At 73.1% G+C, this 19,448-nt stretch carries 17 protein-coding genes; 11 read left to right on the top strand and 6 right to left on the bottom strand.

Translation table 11 applies throughout. The features are described from left to right. The first annotated feature begins 39 nt into the window (after nucleotides 1–39). From ASG05_RS12300 to ASG05_RS16745, 3 genes are all read left to right on the top strand, one after another. Nucleotides 40–945, top strand: a complete 906-nt coding sequence (locus ASG05_RS12300) for a DUF429 domain-containing protein (protein WP_056261213.1) — start codon at nucleotides 40–42, stop codon at nucleotides 943–945. Nucleotides 946–1,095: 150 nt separating this feature from the next. Next, nucleotides 1,096–1,608 carry a GNAT family N-acetyltransferase gene (locus tag ASG05_RS12295; RefSeq protein ID WP_056261667.1) on the top strand — a complete coding sequence of 171 codons (513 nt, stop codon included), beginning with the start codon at nucleotides 1,096–1,098 and terminating at the stop codon, nucleotides 1,606–1,608. Between the two features lie 16 nt (nucleotides 1,609–1,624). Continuing rightward, nucleotides 1,625–2,089 carry a hypothetical protein gene (locus ASG05_RS16745; RefSeq protein ID WP_056261210.1) on the top strand — a complete coding sequence of 155 codons (465 nt, stop codon included), beginning with the start codon at nucleotides 1,625–1,627 and terminating at the stop codon, nucleotides 2,087–2,089. Between the two features lie 281 nt (nucleotides 2,090–2,370). Here the strand turns inward: ASG05_RS16745 and ASG05_RS12285 are convergent, their stop codons facing one another. Next, on the bottom strand, nucleotides 2,371–2,790 hold the full coding sequence (locus tag ASG05_RS12285; protein ID WP_056261207.1) for a YchJ family protein: 420 nt from the start codon (nucleotides 2,788–2,790) through the stop codon (nucleotides 2,371–2,373). Nucleotides 2,791–3,413: 623 nt separating this feature from the next. Here ASG05_RS12285 and ASG05_RS12280 point away from each other — a divergent pair. The 3 genes from ASG05_RS12280 to ASG05_RS12270 all read left to right on the top strand — a co-directional run bounded on the left by ASG05_RS12280 (nucleotide 3,414) and on the right by ASG05_RS12270 (nucleotide 6,089). After that, nucleotides 3,414–3,809, top strand: coding sequence for a hypothetical protein (locus tag ASG05_RS12280; RefSeq protein WP_056261203.1), 396 nt, complete (start codon nucleotides 3,414–3,416; stop codon nucleotides 3,807–3,809). 222 nt (nucleotides 3,810–4,031) lie between these two features. Continuing rightward, nucleotides 4,032–4,898 (top strand): metallophosphoesterase, encoded by an 867-nt coding sequence (locus ASG05_RS12275; RefSeq protein ID WP_056261198.1) that lies wholly within the window; start codon nucleotides 4,032–4,034, stop codon nucleotides 4,896–4,898. Nucleotides 4,899–5,072: 174 nt separating this feature from the next. Beyond that, the gene (locus ASG05_RS12270) at nucleotides 5,073–6,089 is read left to right on the top strand and encodes an NAD-dependent epimerase/dehydratase family protein (protein WP_056261196.1); all 1,017 of its coding nucleotides are present in this window, start codon (nucleotides 5,073–5,075) and stop codon (nucleotides 6,087–6,089) included. Between the two features lie 92 nt (nucleotides 6,090–6,181). Here ASG05_RS12270 and ASG05_RS12265 read toward each other — a convergent pair whose 3' ends face one another. Further along, nucleotides 6,182–6,835: an HAD-IA family hydrolase gene (locus ASG05_RS12265; protein WP_056261191.1), complete on the bottom strand. Its 654-nt coding sequence runs from the start codon at nucleotides 6,833–6,835 to the stop codon at nucleotides 6,182–6,184. 58 nt (nucleotides 6,836–6,893) lie between these two features. Here ASG05_RS12265 and ASG05_RS12260 point away from each other — a divergent pair, with 58 nt between their 5' ends. The 3 genes from ASG05_RS12260 (at nucleotide 6,894) to ASG05_RS12250 (ending at nucleotide 9,189) form a co-directional block, all read left to right on the top strand. After that, nucleotides 6,894–7,310, top strand: a complete 417-nt coding sequence (locus ASG05_RS12260) for a hypothetical protein (RefSeq protein ID WP_056261187.1) — start codon at nucleotides 6,894–6,896, stop codon at nucleotides 7,308–7,310. Nucleotides 7,311–7,687: 377 nt separating this feature from the next. Further along, the gene (locus ASG05_RS12255; RefSeq protein WP_235491504.1) at nucleotides 7,688–8,620 is read left to right on the top strand and encodes an aminodeoxychorismate lyase; all 933 of its coding nucleotides are present in this window, start codon (nucleotides 7,688–7,690) and stop codon (nucleotides 8,618–8,620) included. A 293-nt stretch (nucleotides 8,621–8,913) separates the two neighbouring features. Beyond that, on the top strand, nucleotides 8,914–9,189 hold the full coding sequence (locus ASG05_RS12250; RefSeq protein ID WP_056261182.1) for a hypothetical protein: 276 nt from the start codon (nucleotides 8,914–8,916) through the stop codon (nucleotides 9,187–9,189). Nucleotides 9,190–9,330: 141 nt separating this feature from the next. Here ASG05_RS12250 and glgX read toward each other — a convergent pair whose 3' ends face one another. After that, on the bottom strand, nucleotides 9,331–11,388 hold the full coding sequence (gene glgX / locus ASG05_RS12245) for a glycogen debranching protein GlgX (protein ID WP_056261178.1): 2,058 nt from the start codon (nucleotides 11,386–11,388) through the stop codon (nucleotides 9,331–9,333). A 923-nt stretch (nucleotides 11,389–12,311) separates the two neighbouring features. Here glgX and ASG05_RS16425 point away from each other — a divergent pair. Next, the gene (locus ASG05_RS16425; RefSeq protein ID WP_157490222.1) at nucleotides 12,312–12,689 is read left to right on the top strand and encodes a hypothetical protein; all 378 of its coding nucleotides are present in this window, start codon (nucleotides 12,312–12,314) and stop codon (nucleotides 12,687–12,689) included. A 118-nt stretch (nucleotides 12,690–12,807) separates the two neighbouring features. Here the strand turns inward: ASG05_RS16425 and ASG05_RS12235 are convergent, their stop codons facing one another. Beyond that, entirely contained in the window at nucleotides 12,808–14,787 is a 1,980-nt protein-coding gene (locus tag ASG05_RS12235; protein WP_369814055.1) for an amino acid transporter, read from the bottom strand. Nucleotides 14,788–15,350: 563 nt separating this feature from the next. On the opposite strand from ASG05_RS12235, the gene ASG05_RS12230 reads away from it, so the two are divergent. Then, a complete protein-coding gene (locus tag ASG05_RS12230; RefSeq protein ID WP_157490221.1) occupies nucleotides 15,351–15,794 on the top strand; it encodes a hypothetical protein in 444 nt (147 codons plus the stop codon). A gap of 89 nt (nucleotides 15,795–15,883) precedes the next feature. Here ASG05_RS12230 and ASG05_RS12225 read toward each other — a convergent pair whose 3' ends face one another. Both ASG05_RS12225 and ASG05_RS12220 read right to left on the bottom strand, forming a co-directional pair. Beyond that, a complete protein-coding gene (locus ASG05_RS12225) occupies nucleotides 15,884–16,645 on the bottom strand; it encodes a response regulator (RefSeq protein WP_056261661.1) in 762 nt (253 codons plus the stop codon). Nucleotides 16,646–16,650: 5 nt separating this feature from the next. Next, complete coding sequence (locus tag ASG05_RS12220) at nucleotides 16,651–19,236, bottom strand: ATP-binding protein (RefSeq protein ID WP_082486751.1); 2,586 nt, start codon at nucleotides 19,234–19,236, stop codon at nucleotides 16,651–16,653. Nucleotides 19,237–19,448: the final 212 nt, after the last annotated feature.

Raw genomic sequence — 19,448 nt, 5'->3', positions numbered from 1 at the left:
GGCGCAGGGGGCGGCCGGTTCCGCGGGTACGGTCGACCGGTGACCCCGACCCCGACCCCGCCCACGGCTGCCGCACCTCCGCCGCGCTACCTCGGCGTGGACCTCGCCTGGCGCGACTCGACGCCCGAGCGCCCGGCGAACGAGACCGGCCTGGCCGTGATCGACGCCGACGGCACGGTGCTCGACGCCGGCTGGGCGCGGGGGGTCGACGAGGTCGAGGCCTGGGTGCTGCGCTGGTCGACCCCCGGGTCCGTCGTCGCCGTCGACGCCCCCGTGCTCGTGCCGAACGCGACGGGCATGCGGGCGAGCGAGCGGCTCGTGGCGCGCGCCTACGGTCGGTGGCACGTCTCGGCCAACGCGAGCAGCGCCTCCTTGCCCTGGCTCGGCGGACGCACCCTCGGCGAGCGCCTCGAGCGTGCCGGAGGCGCCTACGACGACGGCGTCGTGCCGCTGCCGCTCGACGCCGTCGGGCACTTCGAGTGCTACCCCTACACGACGCTCGTCGGCATGGCCGAGCTCGGCTACGACGACAAGCGTCCGCGGTACAAGCGTCCCGACCTGTCGCTGCCGAAGGAGGCGCGGCGCGAGGCGCGAGCGGCGGCCTGCGACGAGCTGCTGCGTCGGCTGGGCGGGTTGGCCGGGGCCGAGGTGCCGCTGCGGCTCGGCTCGCACCCCGTGTCGGCCGCGCTGCTCGACGAGCCGTCGCCGCTCGTCGACCGGGCCTACAAGCACCGCGAGGACCTCCTCGACGCCCTGGTCTGCGCCTGGACGGCGGCGCTGCGCGCCCGCACGCCCGAACGCCTGCAGGTGCTCGGCGTCGACACCGAGCCGGACGACCGCGGGAGGCGCGCGACCCTCATCTCGCCGGCCCGCCCCGAGCAGCGACTCGGCCCCGCTCCCGTGGCGCGGCTCGGTCCAGACGACGACCCGCGCCTCCTCGGGTGACGCCCTCGGGGCGCGACCCGGTTGCGGGGGCCGAGCCGCGCCTCCTCTGGTGACGCCGTCGGGGCGCGAGCCGGCGGCGGGGGCCGAGCCGCGCCTCCTGCCCCCGGCCCGTGCTCTCGGCTCGTGGCGACCGTGTGGCAGGCTGACCGCATGCCCGCACGACCCGTGACCGTCCGCCGCACGACCGCCGACGACTGGCAGCGCGTCCGCGACCTGCGCCTCGCGATGCTGGCCGACACCCCGATCGCGTACGGCGAGACGCTCGCCGTCGCGCGGCGCCACGGCGAGGCCGAGTGGCGCATGCGCGGTGCCCGGGGCGAGGCCGAGCACGGCACCTCGCTCGTCGCGGTCGACGACGAGACCGGCGACTGGGTCGGTGCCATGGGCGGGTTCCTCCAGGCGGCCGGGCAACCCCTGCTGGTCGGCGTGTACGTCGCCCCGTCGCACCGCGGTCGTGCAGCCGGGGTGACCGACCTGCTGCTCGACGGCGTCGAGGCATGGGCCGCGACCGAGGGCGACGCCCTGCGCCTGCACGTCCACGAGCAGAACGAACGGGCGATCGGCTTCTACCGACGCCGCGGCTACGAGCCGACCGGTCACACGAACGCCTACGCCCTCGACCCGACGGCGCGAGAGCTCGAGATGCTCGCGCCGCTGCGCTGACGGCGTCGACCGACCCGTGGCGAGCTCGTACGACGTCTTCTTCGAGGGTCCGCACGACGAGTCGCGGCAGCTCGTCGAACGGACGCTGACCGATCACGGCTTCACCCTGTCGCTCGCGCCCGACGGCAGCACCAGGGCCGTCCGCGGCACGCTGGTCTCGACGCTGGCGCTGAGGGCCTTCGCCGGGCGGACGCAGTTGCTCACGCTCGACGTGCAGTGGTTCGTCGACGACCACGCATGCCTCGTCGCCCGGATCGTTCACGCGTCGAGCACGGCGGTGCTCGGCGGACCGGTCGGGGTGGTGCGGGCGCAGCGGGCCGTCGGCGGACTGGTCCGGTCACTCGAGGAGCTCGCCGCGGCACGGCGGGCCGCAGTGCTCGGGGCCGCGGCACCCTCGGCCACGGCACCCGGGGCCACGGCACCCGGGGCTGCGGCACCCGAGGCCGAGGCACCCGGGCCTGCGACGCCGCGTGAGAGCTGACGGTGCCACCCCACGCGTGCGGACGCCACCGGCCCTGTCCCCCGAAACGCACCGGAGCACGGCCGTGCCTGTGAGGCGCGTCCACGTCTGAACCGCACCAGGCCGTGCGGCCTATCGTTCGTCGAGATGAAGGGCGTGAGTCTTGCATCGGTGTCGTCCGGACCGTGGGTCCCTGCCCGTGAAGCTCTCCCTGCGGCCCGGCGGCGTCACGGAGAGGGCGCCGGGCCCCGACGGACCCGACGTCCTCTTCGTGACGCCCGACGCCCCGGCCTCGCCAGGCGTCAGCCCGCGGTGCCGTCGAGGTAGAGCCACCGCCGGTCGACCCGGACGAACCGGCTGACCTCGTGCTGCACCCCGACCCCGTCGGCGTCGCGGAGATGCGCCTCGAACTCGACCGTCCCCTCGTCGTCGAACGGCCCGCCCGCACGCGTCCGCACGATCTCGAGCCGGAACCAGCGTGTCTCCGGGTCGACCTCGAGCGTCGCCGGCCTCGTCGCCGGGTGCCAGGTCTCGAGCAGGTACGAGGCCCGCGCGAGCACGAAGGCCGAGTACCGCGAGCGCATCAGCCGCTCCGCCGTCGGGGCAGGCGCCGTGCCGTGGTGGGCCGGTCCGCAGCACGACCCGTAGGCCTCGCCGCTGAGGCAGGGGCAGCGGGCCGAGTCGTCGAGGTCGCGGCCGTCGGCCGGAGCAGCAGGGGTCATCGCGCCATTCTCCGGCACGTCCCGCCCCCGCCCCGATCCGCCCCGGGCACGGCCCGGGCCCGCCCCGATCCGCCCCGCCGCCGCCCCGCCCCGCCCCGAGCCGATCCCCGCCGGCAATTCCTTCTCCCTGCCGCGGCCGCGCCCCTCCCACGCCGATCCCGGCACCCGGACGCAGCACCAGCCAGGAATTGCCCGCACCGACGGCGAGACCGACAGCGGCTTCGGCACGCCGCTCCTGCAGAGCACATCCTGTGCCGCCGCGAACCTCACGCGCTCCCCCCTGACGGCAATTCCTTCTCCCTGCCGCGGCCGCGCCCCTCCCACGCCGATCCCGGCACCCGGCCGCAGCACCAGCCCGGAATTGCCCGCACCGACCGTCGCACGGACACCGGCACCGGCACCGGCACCCACGTCGCCATCGGCCGCTCACCGGCACCCCCGGCGACGACGGGCCGACACGGTCGAGGGTCTCGGCCGGGGCTGCGCCGCGCGCCGACCGTGCGAGCTACACCGCGGGCGGGCCCGTGGCGCACCGACCCGGCTCCCCAGTCCGGGTCGCACCCCAACAGGCCGCCCCCGCACTGGGAGTCGCCTGGATGTCACCGACCTGGCACGGTGAGGGGGTGACGAACTCTCCGACCAACGCCTCGCACCCCGTCCACGAGCAAGAGCTCGTGTTCGCGCACGTGCGAGCCGTGCTGGACCCGGGGAAGACCGGCCGCGTGCTGCCCCGGCTGTCGCGCCGCAAGACCGCTCGCGCCCTCGCGTCGGCCGGGTTCTGCAACCTCACCGGCGAACCCGTCCGTGCCGCGGCCCTGAAGCACGACGGGACGCAGTTCTTCGATCGCTCCGAGACCGTGCTCGTCGAGACCCTCAACACGGGCCGCCGGTTCTACGGCCTGTTCGTCGAGCCGACCTCACCCAGCCACGAGGACTGGGCGACCGTCACCGACATGTTCACCGAGCTCGGCCGTCGCGTGCACGGCCGGTTGGCCCCCGCCGACCAGTTCCGCGGCTGAGCCCGCCCCTTCCCGCCGACGGCACGACGAAGGCACACGAGGTCGCACCACCTCCGCGTCGTCGAACCACCCCGGAGCGTGGTTCGACGACACGACGGTGGTGCGACTTGCCCAGCCCAGCCCAGCCCGGCCCCAGCCCGGCCCCGGCCCGGCCCCGGTCCGGCCCGCACCAGTCCGCACCGGCCAGGCCCGCCCCGGCCCGGCACCCGGTAGCGTCGCGGCATGCACGCCCTGCCCCCCGGAGCCCTCCGCATCGTCCACCTCAGCGACGCGCACCTGCTCGCGGACGGGGCCCTGCACCAGGGCGTCGTCGACACGACCGAAGCCCTCGACCTCGTCCTGGCCGAGGCCGCGCGGGTCGAGGGGGTGCGCCTGCTGGTGGGCTCGGGTGACCTGTCGGACGACGGCAGCCGCGCCTCCTACCGGCACCTGCGCGAGCGCACGGACGCCTGGGCCCGTGCGGCGGGCGCCGAGGTCGTGCTCGTGCCCGGCAACCACGACGTGCGCGCGGGCTTCGCCGAGGTGCTCGGCGGCGACCCGGCCGGGCCGCTCGACCTCGTCCGCGAGGTGGACGGCTGGCGGGTGATCGGGCTCGACACCTCGGTCTCCGGTGCCGGCTACGGCCTGTTGCGGCCCGAGCAGCTCGCCCGGCTGCGCGACGAGCTCGCCACGCCGGCCGCACGCGGCACCGTGCTCGTGCTGCACCACCCGCCGATCGTCGCGCCCACGACCCTGCACGAGTCGCTCGCCCTGCAGGACCCGGAGGCGCTGGCCGCGGTCGTCGAGGCGTCGGACGTCCGCGTCGTCCTCGCCGGGCACTACCACCACCACATCGTGGGCCACCTGGCGGGCGTGCCCGTGGTGGTCGCCCCCGGGGTGGCGAACGACACGGACGTGCTGGCCGCGGTCGGCACCGAGCGAGCCGTGCGCGGCTCGGGCTTCGTGGTGGTCGAGCTGTCGGCCGGAGGGGCGGTGCGCTCGACCGTCGTCCGCGCGCACGACCCACGCGACGGCGACGAGGTCTTCGTGCTCGACGAGACCGCCGTCACCCGCATCGCCGCCGAGGCCGGCCCGCCCCCGGCGACCTGACGAGCGCCAACACGCACCGACACGCGCCGACGCGCGCCGGCCCGCACCGACCGGCCCGCACCGACCGGCCCGGGCCGAGCGGCCCCGTCCCCAGGGGCCTCGCGTAGGCTCGCCGCAGGTCTGCCGCCCACCCGGGGTCGGCGCGAGACCGTCGAGTCGTGAAAGTGGGACCCCATGCGCGTGGTCGTCGTCGGAGCCACGGGCAACCTGGGCACCGCCCTGCTCACCCGTCTGCAGGCCGAGCCCGAGGTGACCTCCCTCGTGGGCGTCGCCCGTCGGGGCCCCCGCATGGCGACGCCGCCCTACGGCGACGTCACCTGGTTCTCGATCGACGTCGGGGCCGACGACTCCCCCCTCGCCCTCGAGCGTGCCTTCGCCGGGGCCGACGCCGTCGTGCACCTCGGCTGGGCCCTGCAGCCGAGCCACCGCAAGGCCGTCATGTACCGCACCAACGTGCTCGGCACCTCGCACGTGCTCGACGCCGCGGCCCGGGCCGGCGTGCCCCACGTGCTCGTCGCCTCGTCGGTCGGCGCGTACTCGCGCGGCCCCAAGGGGCGTCGGGTCGACGAGAGCTACAAGACCAAGGGCGTCCGCCGGTCGAGCTACTCGAAGCACAAGGCGATCAACGAGCGCGTCATGGACGCTTTCGCCGAGCAGCACCCCGAGGTCACCCTGACGCGGATGCGTCCGGGGCTGGTGTTCCAGGCCGCCGCCGCGAGCGAGATCGTCGGGCTGTTCGTCGGCCGCTGGGTGCCGACCCGCTGGATGCAGCGCGTTCGCCCTCCGTTCGTCCCGCTCGCCCCGCGCTTCGTGTCGCAGGTCGTGCACGCGAGCGACGTCGCCGACGCGTTCTGGCGGGCGATCGACCGTCGCGCGGGTGGCGCCTTCAACCTCGCGGCCGAGCCCGTCGTCGACCCCGACCTCGTCGCGAGGGCCTTCGGCTCACGGCTGTTGCCCGTCCCCTACCGCCTGCTGCGCGCCGTCGTCCAGCTGACCTGGCTGGCCCGGCTGCAGCCCACCGAGCCCGGCTGGCTCGACATCGCGGCGAAGATCCCGGTCATGTCGACCGAGAAGGCCCGCACGGTGCTCGGCTGGACGCCCCGCCACACCTCGGACGAGACCCTGCGCGAGTTCGCCCACGCCCTGGCGCAGCGCACCAACCACGAGGGCTCGCACCCGCTGCACGGCTGAGGCCACCCAGTCCCGCCGGCCCGAACGGACCCGGCAAGGCCTGACCAGACCCACGCCGGCCCCGCCCCGTGCCCCCGTCGCGGCCCGATCCGCTACGGCAGGGTCAACTCGAGCGCCCCGTCGTCGAGCACTCGCACGGTGACGCCGTCGTACCCCGTGACGCGGGGCAGTCCGTCGGCCGCCGGGCCGTCGTGGTCGCCCACGACGACGACCGAGGCCCCGGAGGCGCGGGCGGCCTCGAGTCCCGCCGCGGCGTCCTCGAAGACGACGACCTCGCCGGGGTCGACGCCCAGCAGCTCGGCAGCCAGCAGGTAGCCGTCCGGTGCCGGCTTGCCGACCGCGACGTGCTCGGACGCCAGGACGACCGTCGGCCACGGCACGCCGGCCTCGGCCATGCGCGACCGTGCCAGGTCGAGGTTCGCGCTCGTGACGAGGGCCACGCGGTCGGTCGGCAGGCTCGCGACGAAGGCGCCCGCACCCGGGATCTCGACGGTGCCTTCGCGACCACCGGCCTCGACGGCCTGCAGCCCGTCGGTCAGGGCGCGAGCCTCGCCCTCGGGCAGCCGGGGCAGGAACCGTCGCACGGTGTCGTGGGTCTGCCGCCCGTGTGCGAACGCGAGCAGCTCGACGACGTCGAGGTCGTGCTCGGCCGCGAAGTCGCTCCAGATGCGCTCGACCACGGCGGTCGAGTCGACCAGCGTGCCGTCCATGTCGAACACGATCGCGCGGCAGGTCAGTGTCGTCATGCCGCCAGTCTGCCCCGGCGCACATGCGGCACGCACCCCGGCGGCGTACCGTGCGCGCATGCACGATGACGAGCACGACACCACGACCGGTTCCACCCCGAGCGACGCGTCCGCGACCACGGACGGAGTCGGCTACGCCGGCACCGCCGAGACCGCCCCCGACCGTCGCGACGCCGACGACCCGACGGCGGACTTCCCCCGCAGCGAGCAGACCACCGCCGAGATGCAGCGGTCGGCCACCGAGGACTCCCCCGCCGTCGACGAGGACACCGACCTCGACGCCGTCCAGACCCTGCCCGGTGAGGGTGGTCCCGACGACGGCGGCGACATCGAGGTCGACCCCGACGACCTGAACCTCTCGGGCGACTCGATCCCCGGCCACCCCAAGCCGGGCGAGCCCGACCCGGCCGACCCGGCGTCGGGCGAGGCCACGCCGTCGAACCCGAAGCCCGGACCGCCCAAGCCCCGAGGCTGAGGCTCCGCACGCACCGACCACGAAGGGCCGCACCGTCTCGACGGTGCGGCCCTTCCGCGCGTGTGGTGTGGTGCCGGGCGGGCCGCCCCGTGAAGAAGCTCCCAGCCCACCGGGCACCACGCGCCCACCATGGGCGGGCTCGCTCACGGTACCTCCGTCGTCTGAGTGCACAAGGGGCGTGGGCGACGAGAAATCCCTGATCACGGACCCGATTCCGCTAGACCGCCTAGCGACTGGAGCGCGACGTCGCGTCACCGCGCGACACCCGGGGTCCTGGCCGACCACGCAGTCGCGTGAGCGTCTAACCTCTCGCCCTCGAGCGACTTTCCACAGCCTGTCCACAAAGCGAAACCCTGACCCGAGGTACGGTCGAGGACGTGACCGACCTCGCTGCCGACGCCTCGCCCGCCACCGACACCGCGCCTCCTGCCCCCGTGCTCGTGGTGATCGACCGGGCCCGCGCCGGGGCCGTCGGCGAGGGCCCCGGCTGGCACGTCACCGACGCGTCCGAGCCCGTCGTCACGGCGGTCGACCTCGGCGTGACGCGCGGCGACGGCATCTTCGAGGCGTTCGGCGTGGTCGACGGTGCCGTGCAGGCGCTCGAGCCGCACCTGCGCCGCCTGGCCCGCTCGGCGGCCCTGCTCGACCTGCCCGCCCTCGACCTCGACGTGATCCGCGAGGCCGTGCTCGCCTCGGCCGCGGCCCACGCACCCGTGCCGTTCGCCCTGACCAAGCTGATCGTCACCCGCGGCCTCGAGGGCGTGCCCGACAGCGAGCCGACCGCCTGGGCGCGCACCGAGGCGTTCGAGGACCACGCGGCCGAACGTCGCGACGGCATCCGCGTGGTGTCGCTCGACCGTGGCTACCGGCACGACGTCGCGCAGACCTCGCCGTGGCTGCTGCAGGGGGCCAAGACCCTGTCGTACGCCGTGAACAAGAGCGTCCTGCGCGAGGCCGCCCGCCGCGGTGCCGACGACGTGCTCTTCGTCAGCAGCGACGGCTACGCCCTCGAAGGTCCGTCGGCCTCGCTCGTCGCCCGCTTCGGCGACCGGTTCGTCACGCCACGCACCGACCAGGGCATCCTCGAGGGCACGACGCAGCAGGCCCTGTTCGACGCCCTTGCCGCCCTCGGCCACGAGACCGCCTACGAACTCGTGCCGCTCGAGCGCGTCCGCGAGGCCGACGCCCTGTGGCTCGTGTCGAGCGGGCGGCAGATCGCCCCCGTGTCGACGCTCGACGGGCAGGCCGTCGCGATCGACCACGAGCTGACCCGGTCGCTGGTCGAGGCGCTCTGGGCCCGGCGCGACTGAGGCCGCGCCCGTGGGCCAGCCGGAGCCCGACACGCGTTCGAACAGATGTCCACCTTGCGAACGATGTCCCGGCCGATGGTGGCGATGCCTCGGCGACCTGCGAGAGTTCGGAATGCGTCGATTCACGGCGACGCGACCCGCACCACCCCGTTCCGCACGCGGTCGCAGGGCCGCAGAGATGAGCAGAACAAGATGAACATCGTCCACGCCTCCGGGCACCACCCCTTCGCGCACGACCTGGCTCCGACCGAGCCGATCGACATCAGCGCACTCCTCCTCGCCGAGGCCTCGGCATGAACGCCGCCGGCCTCGCCCGTCTCAGCCACGACCAGCTCGTGGCGCACGTCCGTCGCTCCGTCGACGTGACGAGCGGTCACCACTACGTGGCCGACCAGCGGGTGCCCGCCGCCCGCATCGAGGTCTACCCCAAGCGCCGACGCGACGGCCGGGCTCCCCGGTCGCACGCCGACCGTGGGCCCGTCGTCTGCGGCACCGTCGTCGACATCACGCCGGGCCCGTGCTACGCGGACTTCTTCGCCCCGGCGGCGCAGCAGCTCGCCACGGCCTGACCCCAGCTCGGCCTCGGCCGACGCGATCCGAGACCGCCGTCCCCTCGGGGCGGCGGTCTTTCGCGTGCCCGACGGACGCAGGAGGCGCGGTGCCGGTCCCGAGGACCCGCACCGCGCCTCCTGCGCTCGCGTCGTCGACGCCTAGGAGGCGCGGCTCCGCAGCAGCGTGAAGCTCGCGTCCCGCACGAGCAGCGTCGTCACGGCGCCCTCGACCTGCTGGCCGGGGTCACTCGACGCGGCGAGCTCCCACTCGCCGTGCGGCGCGTCGGGCACGTTGAACTCGACGACGCTGTCAGACCCGTTGACCAGGTAGGCGAACGCGTCGGCGTCCTTGTGGGTCAGCACGAAGGTGATCGCCTTGTTCTCGCCCTGCTGCCAGTCGCCGCTCGAGAACGAGTGGTCGTCGGCACGGCGCACCTGCACGTGGTCGTCGCTCTCGACCTCGGGCGCGTAACGGAACCAGTCGGGGCGCAGGGCCGGGTTCTCGCGGCGCAGCGTGATCAGTTCGGTCGTGAAGGCGAGCAGGTCGCGGTCGGCGCGCTCCCAGTCGAACCACGAGATCTCGCTGTCCTGGCAGTAGGCGTTGTTGTTGCCGCCCTGGCTGCGGGCGATCTCGTCACCACCGAGGATCATCGGCACGCCCGCGCTGATCAGCAGCGTGCCCAGGAAGTTGCGGCGCTGGCGGTCGCGGTACTCGTTGACCGCCGGGTCGTCGGTCGGGCCCTCGGCGCCACCGTTGAACGACTTGTTGTCGCTCTCGCCGTCCTGGCTGTCCTCGCCGTTCTCCTCGTTGTGCTTCTCGGCGTAGCTGGTGAGGTCGGCGAGGGTGAAGCCGTCGTGGGCGGTGACGAAGTTGACGCTCGACAGGGGCGAGCGACGGTCGGCCTCGTACACGTCGGGGCTGCCGAGCACGCGGTCGGAGAAGGTCGACAGCACGCCGGGCTCGCCGTTCCAGAACTCGCGGACGTCGTCGCGGAACTTGCCGTTCCACTCGGACCAGTCGGCGGGGAACCCACCCACCTGGTAGCCGGCGGTGTCCCAGGGCTCGGCGATCATCTTGACGCTCTGCAGCACGGGGTCCTGGTGGATCAGCGTGAGGAACGCGCTGTGCTCGCTGGCCTCGCCGCCCTGGCGGGTGAGGGTGGTGGCGAGGTCGAAGCGGAACCCGTCGACGTGCATCTCGGTGACCCAGTAGCGCAGGCTGTCCATGATCAGGCCGAGGGCCGCCGGGTGGCTGACGTTCAGGCTGTTGCCGGTGCCGGTGGTGTCGAAGTAGTTGCCCTCGTCGCCCTCGACCAGGCGGTAGTAGGCCGCGTTGTCGATGCCCTTGAACGAGATGGTCGGGCCCATGTGGTTGCCCTCGGCCGTGTGGTTGTAGACGACGTCCATCCACACCTCGAGGCCGGCGGCGTGGAGGTCCTTCACCATCTGCTTGAACTCGGCGACCTGGCCGCCGCGGGTGCCCGCGGCCTTCGAGGCGTACTCGTCGTGCGGGGCGAAGAAGCCGATCGAGTTGTAGCCCCAGTAGTTGCGCAGGCCCTTCTCCTCGAGGTGGCTGTCCTGCACGAACTGGTGCGTCGGCAGCAGCTCGACGGCGGTGACGCCCAGGTCGGTGAAGTGCTTGATCGCGGCGGGGTGGCCCATGCCGGCGTAGGTGCCCCGGATGTCCTCGGGCACGTCGGGGTGCGTCTGCGTGAAGCCCTTGACGTGCACCTCGTAGACGACGGTGTCCTCCATCGCCGTCAGCGGGCGCTCGTCGTCGCCCCAGTCGAAGTCGCGGTCGGCGATGACGTTGCGGGGCATGGCGTCGGCCGAGTCGGACTCGTCCATCGTCTCGGGCTCGTCCATGTCGTGGCCGAAGACGGCCTGACCCCAGTCGAAGCCACCGTCGAGGGCGGTCGCGTACGGGTCGAGCAGCAGCTTGTGCTCGTTGTGACGGAGGCCGGCGGCAGGGTCCCAGGGGCCCGCGACCCGCAGGCCGTAGCGGGAGCCGACCCGCGCCTCCTCGACCACGTCGTGGAACACGTGGCCGGTGCGGTTGGTCAGCTCGAAGCGGTGCTCGGCGCCGCCGTCGGCCTCGTCGTCGAACAGGCAGAACCAGACGTGGTCGGCGGTCTCGGAGTACACGGCGACGTGGGCGCCACCGTCGGGCAGGGGCGTCACGCCGAGGGGGTAGGGCAGGGAGCGGGAGTCGGTCATGCTCCCAGCAGTACAGGAGGCGCGGTGTCGGCGGCCAAGCTGAGCGCCGTACCCCGCCGAGCCGCACCGCTCGCCCGTGAACCCCGTTCACGAAGATGAACCACGTTTTCTCGTGGTTCATCTTCGTGAACGGGGTTCATCGCGCGGGGGCGGCAGGGCCTACGCCTCCTCCACACGCCGGCCGAGAGGACGCTCGCTCCACAGACGTGAGGGCACGGCACCGGTCACGGAGGCCATCGCGCCAGGCTCGCGTCATGTCCCTCCTCGAACCGCTCCCCTGCCCTCTGCTCTTCACCTCGACCCACGGGGCGACGACCCGTGAGGCGCGGCAGCTGCAACTCCGAGCCCGTCGGGGGGCGTTGGTCCGAGTGCATCAAGGGGTCTACGCGGATGCCCGGCGCTGGCGCGAACTCGACGCGCGAGAACGTCACGTCGTCCTGACCAGAGCGGTCGTCGCCGGTCTCGACCCGCAGTGCACGGTCTCGCATGCCTCCGCCGCGGCGTGCTGGGGGCTGCCTCGGGTCCACGACGACTACGGCGACGTCGTCACCGTCGTCGATCCGCGACGCACGACCGCCAGGCGCTCGACCCACCTCCTCCGACGACCCGGGTTCGTCCCGTCCGACGACAGGGCGGAACTCCACGGCCTCCGGCTGACCTCGCTGGAACGGACTGCTGTCGACGTGTCTCGAACGGCCTCGTTCGCGGACGCCGTGATGTGCCTGGATGCCGTCCTGCGTCGCCTCGTACTGCCCGACGGACACCGCACAGGCACCGCCGTCCAAGCCGAGTTCCGACGGGCCCGTGCTCGCATCGCCTCTCAGCTGGGTCCGGCTTCGAGTCCGGGCGGACGAACCGCTCGGCGCGTTCTCGAGTTCTCGTCCGCCTGGGCGGAGAACGGGGGTGAGAGTCTCTTGAGGGTCGTGCTCTTCGAACTGGGCCTGTCATCCGTCGAGTTGCAGAAGGCCTTCGAACTCGACGGACTGTTCGTCGGGCGCTGTGACGTCTTCCTGCGGGCCTTCGGCTTGGCCCTCGAGTTCGACGGTCACGTCAAGCTGACCGATCCGGAGATGCTGGCGGGGCGGACGCCGGCCGAGGTCGTCAGACAGCGGGGGCGGCGCGACCGACGCCTCCTGCGCCACCCCGACATCCGTCACGTCGTGCACTGTGAATACGCCGACCTGGTGTTCCCCGAGAGACTGGCCGAGTTGCTCCGGACGGCCGGTGTCGCGATCGATCCGCGTCGTGTGTCGGCTGCCGCCCGCATCGCGGGACGTCGCTTCTCGGGAGCGTCCGCATGAACCCCGTTCACGAAGATGAACCCCGATTCATCAGGGTTCATCTTCGTGAACGGGGTTCATGGCTGGGCGTGGGCAGGGCAGGCGGGGCAGGGCGGGCAGGGCGGGGCCCGGCCACCGGCTAGCTGACGTGCACGTCGGGGCGGCGGCCGCGCGCGGGCTCGGCCCGGCGCAGCACCTCGCGGGTCACCGGCGCGACCTCGCCCACCCCGGTCAAGAAGAAGCGCCCCATGTTCGACAGCGGGTTGCCCTCGGTCCACTCGAAGTAGATGTCGGGCACGATGCCGGTCTCGTCACGGATCGCCAGCAGCACGCTCGCCAGGGCGTTCGGCACGGCGCCGCTCGTGGTGCGCAGCACGCGGTAGCCGTGGACGGCGTGCCCGGTGACGACGAGGTCCTCCTCGAAGTTCGACGAGTCGCCCTTGTGCACCTCGACGAAGATCACCGGCGATCGTTGCGGGATGCCGCTGTACTTCCGCTCGGCCATCAACTTCTTCTTGTAGATCTCGGCGACCTCGCGCCCCGGTTCGTGGGCGATGACGCGGATCGTGCCGTACTCGTCGGCGTCCTCGCGCACGTACGACAGCGCGGCGTCGTCGAGCGTGACCGACGTCGCCCGCAGCTGGAACGACCGTTGCACGCGCGAGACGAGCGACACCGCGAGGATGCCGATGATGAAGATCGCGGCGATGCGCACGCCGTCCGGGCGCTCGACGACGTTGGTGATCGTCGTGTAGACGAACACCAGGGCGACGACGCCGAATCCGATCGTCCGCTTGCGCTGGCGGGCGCGTCGCGCCGACAGCGTCACGGCCACGGAGGCGCTGGTGATCAAGACGAGCACCCCCGTCGCGTAGGCACCGCCCTGGGCGTCCACGTCCGCCTCGAAGACGATGGTGATGACGAACGCGATGACCGTGAAGACGATCACGAGCGGACGGACCGCCCGGGCCCACTGCGGGGCCATGCCGTAGCGCGGCAGGTAGCGCGGCACGAGGTTGAGCAGCCCGGCCATGGCCGAGGCCCCGGCGAACCAGAGGATGCAGATCGTGCTGACGTCGTAGAGCGTGCCGAAGCCGTCGCCCAGGTACTGGTGCGCGAGGAAGGCCAGGGCGCGGCCGTTGGCCGACCCGCCGGCCTGGAACTCCTGCTGCGGGATCAGCAGGGTCGTGACGAAGCTCGACAGGATCAAGAACGAGCTCATGATGATCGCCGCCGTGGCGAGCAGCCGGCGGGCCCCACGGATGCGCCCGACGGGCTGGGCCGGGGTGTCGCTCGGGTCGCCGGTGATCTGCGGCATGACCGCCACGCCGGTCTCGAAGCCCGACAGGCCGAGCGCCAGCTTCGGGAAGACGATCAGCGCGATGCCGACCATGACGAACGGATTGCCGTGCTGCACGGTCAGGGCGTCCCACCAGTTGCCGATGACGACCGGGTTCTCGCCGATGTGGAACAGCGAGACGGCGATGACGACGAGGTTGAGCGTCAGGAAGATCGCGACGAGCACGACGGCGATGCCGATCGCCTCGCGGAACCCGCGGAGGAACACGGCGGCGAGCAGCGCGACGAGCACGAGCGTCAGCGGCACCTCGGCACCGTGGAACCACGCCGGGGCGAACGGGTTCTCGACCGCGTGCGCCGTGGCGTCCGCCGCCGACAGGGTGATGGTGATCATGAAGTCGGTGGCCGCGAAGCCCAGCAGCACGAGCACGAACAGCTTGCCGCCCCACCACGGCAGCAGGCGTTCGAGCATGGCGATCGAACCCTCGCCGCGTGGGCTCTCGCGGGCGACGCGGCGGTACACCGGCAGCGCCCCGAACAGCGTGAGCAGCACGAGCACGATGGTCGCGAGGGGCGAGAGCAGGCCGGCCGCGACGGCGGCGATGGCCGGCTGGTAGCCGAGCGTCGAGAAGTAGTCGACGCCGGTCAGGCACATCACCCGCCACCACGAGTGGGTCTTCTCGGGCACCTCGGCGTGCGGCCCCTGGTGCGTGCCCGCGGTCTCGGTGAGGCCGTGCAGCAGCCAGCTGCGCATGCGCCGCCTGGTCGCGTTCGGGGTCGAGGGTTCGACCCTGGCGGGTGACTCGGGGTGCGCGGTCACGGGTTCCTCTCGGAGGTGCGGAGGGCGCACCGGCGGGAGGCAGGCACGCGCCCTCTCACGTTAGGCCTCGCGCGCCTCCCGATGGCGACCCCGACCGTAGGGATTCCGTCAGGATTCTTGTCGACCGCCGCACGGGTCCGCGCAGAACGCGCCCAAGACGTCTCAGCCTCAGATGATTCGTCCTCTGGACGCATGAAGTCTGGGCCTCTAGGTTATTTGTGTATCAGTTACCAATGAGAAAGTCGAATATCAATGAAGATATCTCGAAGAACGACTGCAGCCCTGGCCACGCTCGGACTTGTCCTCTCCAGTGTCATCATGGCGTCGTCGCCCGCTCTTGCCGACCAGGAAAAGGACGCGCGCCGACCCTGCAACTTCATCTACCAAGGCCGGTGCGTCCAGTGGGCGACGACCGAGGCATCGTGCCGAGACATCTTCAACACGGGTGCTTCAGACACGAAGAAGAAGGCTTGCTCGATCTGGCGTGCGACGGGCACGGTCTTGGTGATCCACTGAGGCGACCGGCCGGACGGGGACGACGCGCGACGACGCTGACGGTGGTCGTGTCGGTGCCGCTCGTCCTCGTCACGGCCTGTGTCGATCCGGCACCGCGCATCGACCCCGTCCAGTGCCGGGGGATCGAACGCAGCTGGAACGAGTACGTCTCAGCCCGGGCCGACAGCGAGCTCGACCGAGCGGCAGCTCGTGCCGCACGCCTGACGCTGACGGACACCTGGGACGCCCTGTCGACCGCGCATCCGGGCTCGGTCGAGTTCGACGAGGTCGTCCGTACGGCAGAACGCAGCCTCCTGGACGCCTGGAACGGCCCGACTGAGGCCGACCACGCCACGGGACGGACGTCCTTCGTCAACGGGCTGGCAGCCATCGAGCTGTACTGCACCCGAGGCGGGCAGCCCATCACCCTGACCGTCGACGGGGTCCCACTCGAGGCTTCTCCGGCGGGACCCGCCGCACAGGGCGGGAACGGAACGGCAGGACTCGACTGACGTGTGCGTCACCACGACCAGGCACCGTGGCGGGGACGGCACGCCCACGTCGTTCGAGCATCGGGCGTCGACCGGTGCCGAAGTCGGTGCTAGGCCGGGGACTCCAGCCCCGACCCGCTCGCCGGGCCGCCGTCGGGCACGAAGCGGTAGCCCATGCCGAGCACGGTGACGAGGTGGCGGGGCGCGGCCGGCACGGGCTCGAGCTTCTTGCGCAGCTGGGCGAAGTAGAGCCGGAGGTAGCCGGTGTCCTTCGCGTGGAACGGGCCCCAGACCTCGGTCAGGATGGCCTCGCGGGTGATCAGCTTGTCGGGGCTGTGCAGCAGCAGTTCGAGGATCTTCCACTCGGTCGGCGTCAGCCGGACCGACTCGCCGCCGCCACCGGCACCCGCCCCGGCACCCGCATCGCCACGCGGCCGCCGCAGCACGGTCTTCGCCGACAGGTCGACCTGGACGTCGCCGAACGACACCACGGGTTGCTCGTCGTCGGCGCCCGACGGCAGGCGGCGGGTCTGGGCCCGGATGCGGGCGAGCAGCTCGTCCATCGAGAACGGCTTCGTGACGTAGTCGTCGGCCCCCGCGTCGAGCGCCTCGACCTTGTCGGCGGCGTCGGTGCGACCCGACACGACCAGGATCGGCACCGTCGACCAGCCCCGCAACCCCTGGATCACCTCGACGCCGTCGAGGTGCGGCATGCCGAGGTCGAGCATGACGAGGTCGGGGTGCCGCGACGCCGCCAGGTCGAGCGCCTCGCGCCCGTCGGCGGCCGTGACCACGTCGTAGCCGCGGGCGCCGAGCGTCACCTTGAGCGCCCGCAGGATCTGCGGGTCGTCGTCGGCGATCAGGATCTTCACGGCACTCACGAGGCCGACCGTACCCGATCGTCACCGACCGCCCCTCCGCCGGCAGCCCCGCCGCCGGTCGTCGCACCGCCGGTCGCCATGCTCGCGCCCACGGCCGTCAGCCCGACCACCATCGTCAGCCCGCCGCCAGGGGTGTCGTCGAGCGCCAGGCTGCCGCCCATCGCCTCGACGAAGCCCTTGCTGAGGGCCAGGCCGAGCCCGAGGCCCGTGCCGTTGTCGGTGTCGCCCAGCCGCTGGAACGCCACCATGATCTCGTCGCGCCGTTCGACCGGCACCCCGGGTCCACGGTCCACGACGCGCAGTTCGACGCGGTCGCCGAACGCGCTGGTCGAGATGCGCACCCCCGTGTCGGGCGGCGAGTGTCGCAGGGCGTTGTCGAGCAGGTTGACCACGACGCGTTGCAGCAGCACCGGGTCTGCCCGGACGGCCGGCACCGTGGCCCGCAGCGCCAGCTCGACGTCGGCGGGCCCGAGGCCGAGCTCGTCGAGGGCGCCGAGCACGACCTCGTCGAGGTCGACGTCGGCCGGGCTCACCGCGAGCGCCCCGGCCTGCACGCGGCTGACGTCGAGCAGGTCGGTGACGAGGGTCGAGAGCGAGTCGAGGCTCTCGTGCGCGGTCGAGAGCAGCTCGTCGCGGTCGGCGTCGCTCCAGGTGACGTCGGTCTGACGCAGCCCGCTGACGGCGGCCGTCGCGGCGGCCAGCGGACGACGCAGGTCGTGGCCGACGGCGGCCAGCAGGGCGCTGCGCATGCGGTCCACCTCGGCGAGCGGGGCGACCTGCCCCGCGGCACGGCTCAGTTCGGAGTGCTCGAGGGCCGCCTCGACCTGCGCCGCGACGACGTCCAGGAGGCGCCGGTCGGCCGCCTGCAGCTCGGGCCCGGTGAGTTCGAGGGTCGCGTCGGCGCCCGCGGCGATCGCGGTGGTGGTCTCGCCGGGGGCCCCGGGTGCCGCGCGTCCCTCGCCGGCGAGCCGCGCCTCCCCGATCTCGACGCCGCCCTGGACGACGCGGACGCGGGTCATGCCGAGCGCCTCGCGGGTGCGGCCGATCAGGGCCTGCAGGGCGTCCTGCCCGCGCAGCACGCTGCCCGCGACCGTGGCGAGCAGCTCGGTCTCGGCGAGCGCGCGCGCGGCGGCGCGACTGCGGCGGGCCGCCTGGTCGACGACGTAGCTGACGATCGCGGCGTTCAGCACGTAGAGCACGAGGGCCGCCAGATGCAGCGGTTCGGCGATGGTCAGCTGGTAGATCGGCGCGATGAAGAACAGGTCGAGCGTCACGCCCGACAGCAGCGCGGCGAACAGCGCCGGCCACAGGCCGCCGGTGACGGCCACGACCACGACGAGCAACTGGAAGACCAGCACGGTGCCGGCGATGCCGTCCTCCGACCGGTGCCCGGCCAGCAGCGCGGTGAGCGACGGCCCGGCCACGAGGGCGAGGACGAAGCCGGCCACCACGCGTCCCCGCGACAACGCCCCGCCGAGCCGCGGCAGCACCCGCTCGCGGCCGGCCGAGGCGTGGGTGACGATGTGCACGTCGATGCTGCCCGACTCGCGGATCACCGTCGCGCCGATGCCGGGCCCGGTCAACGCGGCGGCGAGGCGCCCCCGACGGCTCACGCCGATGACCAGTTGCGAGGCGTTGACCCCGCGGGCGAAGTCGACGAGCGCACGCGGAACGTCCTGGCCCACGACCTGGTGGTACGTGCCGCCGAGCTTCTCGACGAGGGCCCGCTGCGCGGCGAGGGCGCCCGGCGCCCCCTGGCGGAGGCCGTCCTGGCCGCTGACGTGCACCGCGACCAGCTCGCCGCCCGACGACCGGGCCGCGATGCGCGCCCCGCGACGGATGAGCGTCTCGCCCTCCGGCCCACCGGTGAGGGCGACCACGACGCGTTCCCGGGCTTCCCACGTGCTGTCGATGCCGTGCTCGTCGCGGTAGGCCTTGAGGGCGCTGTCGACCTCGTCGGCGAGCCAGAGCAGGGCGAGCTCGCGCAGGGCCGTGAGGTTGCCCAGGCGGAAGTAGTTCGACAGCGCCGCGTCGACCCGGTCGGCCGGGTACACCACGCCCTCGGCCAGCCGGTCGCGCAGGGCCTGGGGGGCGAGGTCGACGAGCTCGACCTGGTCGGCGGCGCGCAGCACGGCATCGGGCACCGTCTCGCGTTGGGCGGCGCCGGTGATGCGCTCGACGACGTCGGTGAGCGACTCCACGTGCTGCACGTTGACGGTCGAGACGACGTCGATGCCGGCGTCCAGCAGCGCCTCGACGTCCTGCCACCGCTTCTCGTGCGTCGAGCCCGGGGCGTTCGTGTGGGCGAGCTCGTCGACGAGCGCGAGTCGGGGTGCCCGTGCGAGCACGGCCTCGAGGTCGAGCTCGTCGAGGGTGACCCCGCGGTGGACGACCGTCCGCCGGGGCACCGTCTCGAGGTCGCCGACCCGCGCCGAGGTCGCCCGCCTGCCGTGCGTCTCGACGACGGCCACGACGACGTCGAGCCCCTCGTCGCGCAGCCGCGCGCCCTCTTCGAGCATCGTGTACGTCTTGCCCACGCCGGGCGCCGCCCCCAGCAACACCCGCAACCGACCTCGCCTCATGCGCTCAGCCTGTCACCCCCGAGGCGGATCGACGTGCACACCGGCATCGGCGACCGCACGGGAACGCCCCGTGACCGCGGGGGCCACGAGGCGTGTGTCTCGAGAGGACCAGGACCCCGCTCGTGGTTCAGCAGGAGGGTCGCACCCGACGCGACCCTTCGCGATCTCACGGAGGTCTTGTGCCCGGTGTCTCTCGAGGCCGTCCGACCCGA

The organism is Frigoribacterium sp. Leaf186, from assembly GCF_001423905.1.
Lineage (GTDB): Bacteria > Actinomycetota > Actinomycetes > Actinomycetales > Microbacteriaceae > Frigoribacterium.
This window is presented reverse-complemented; position numbering and strand designations above follow the sequence as displayed.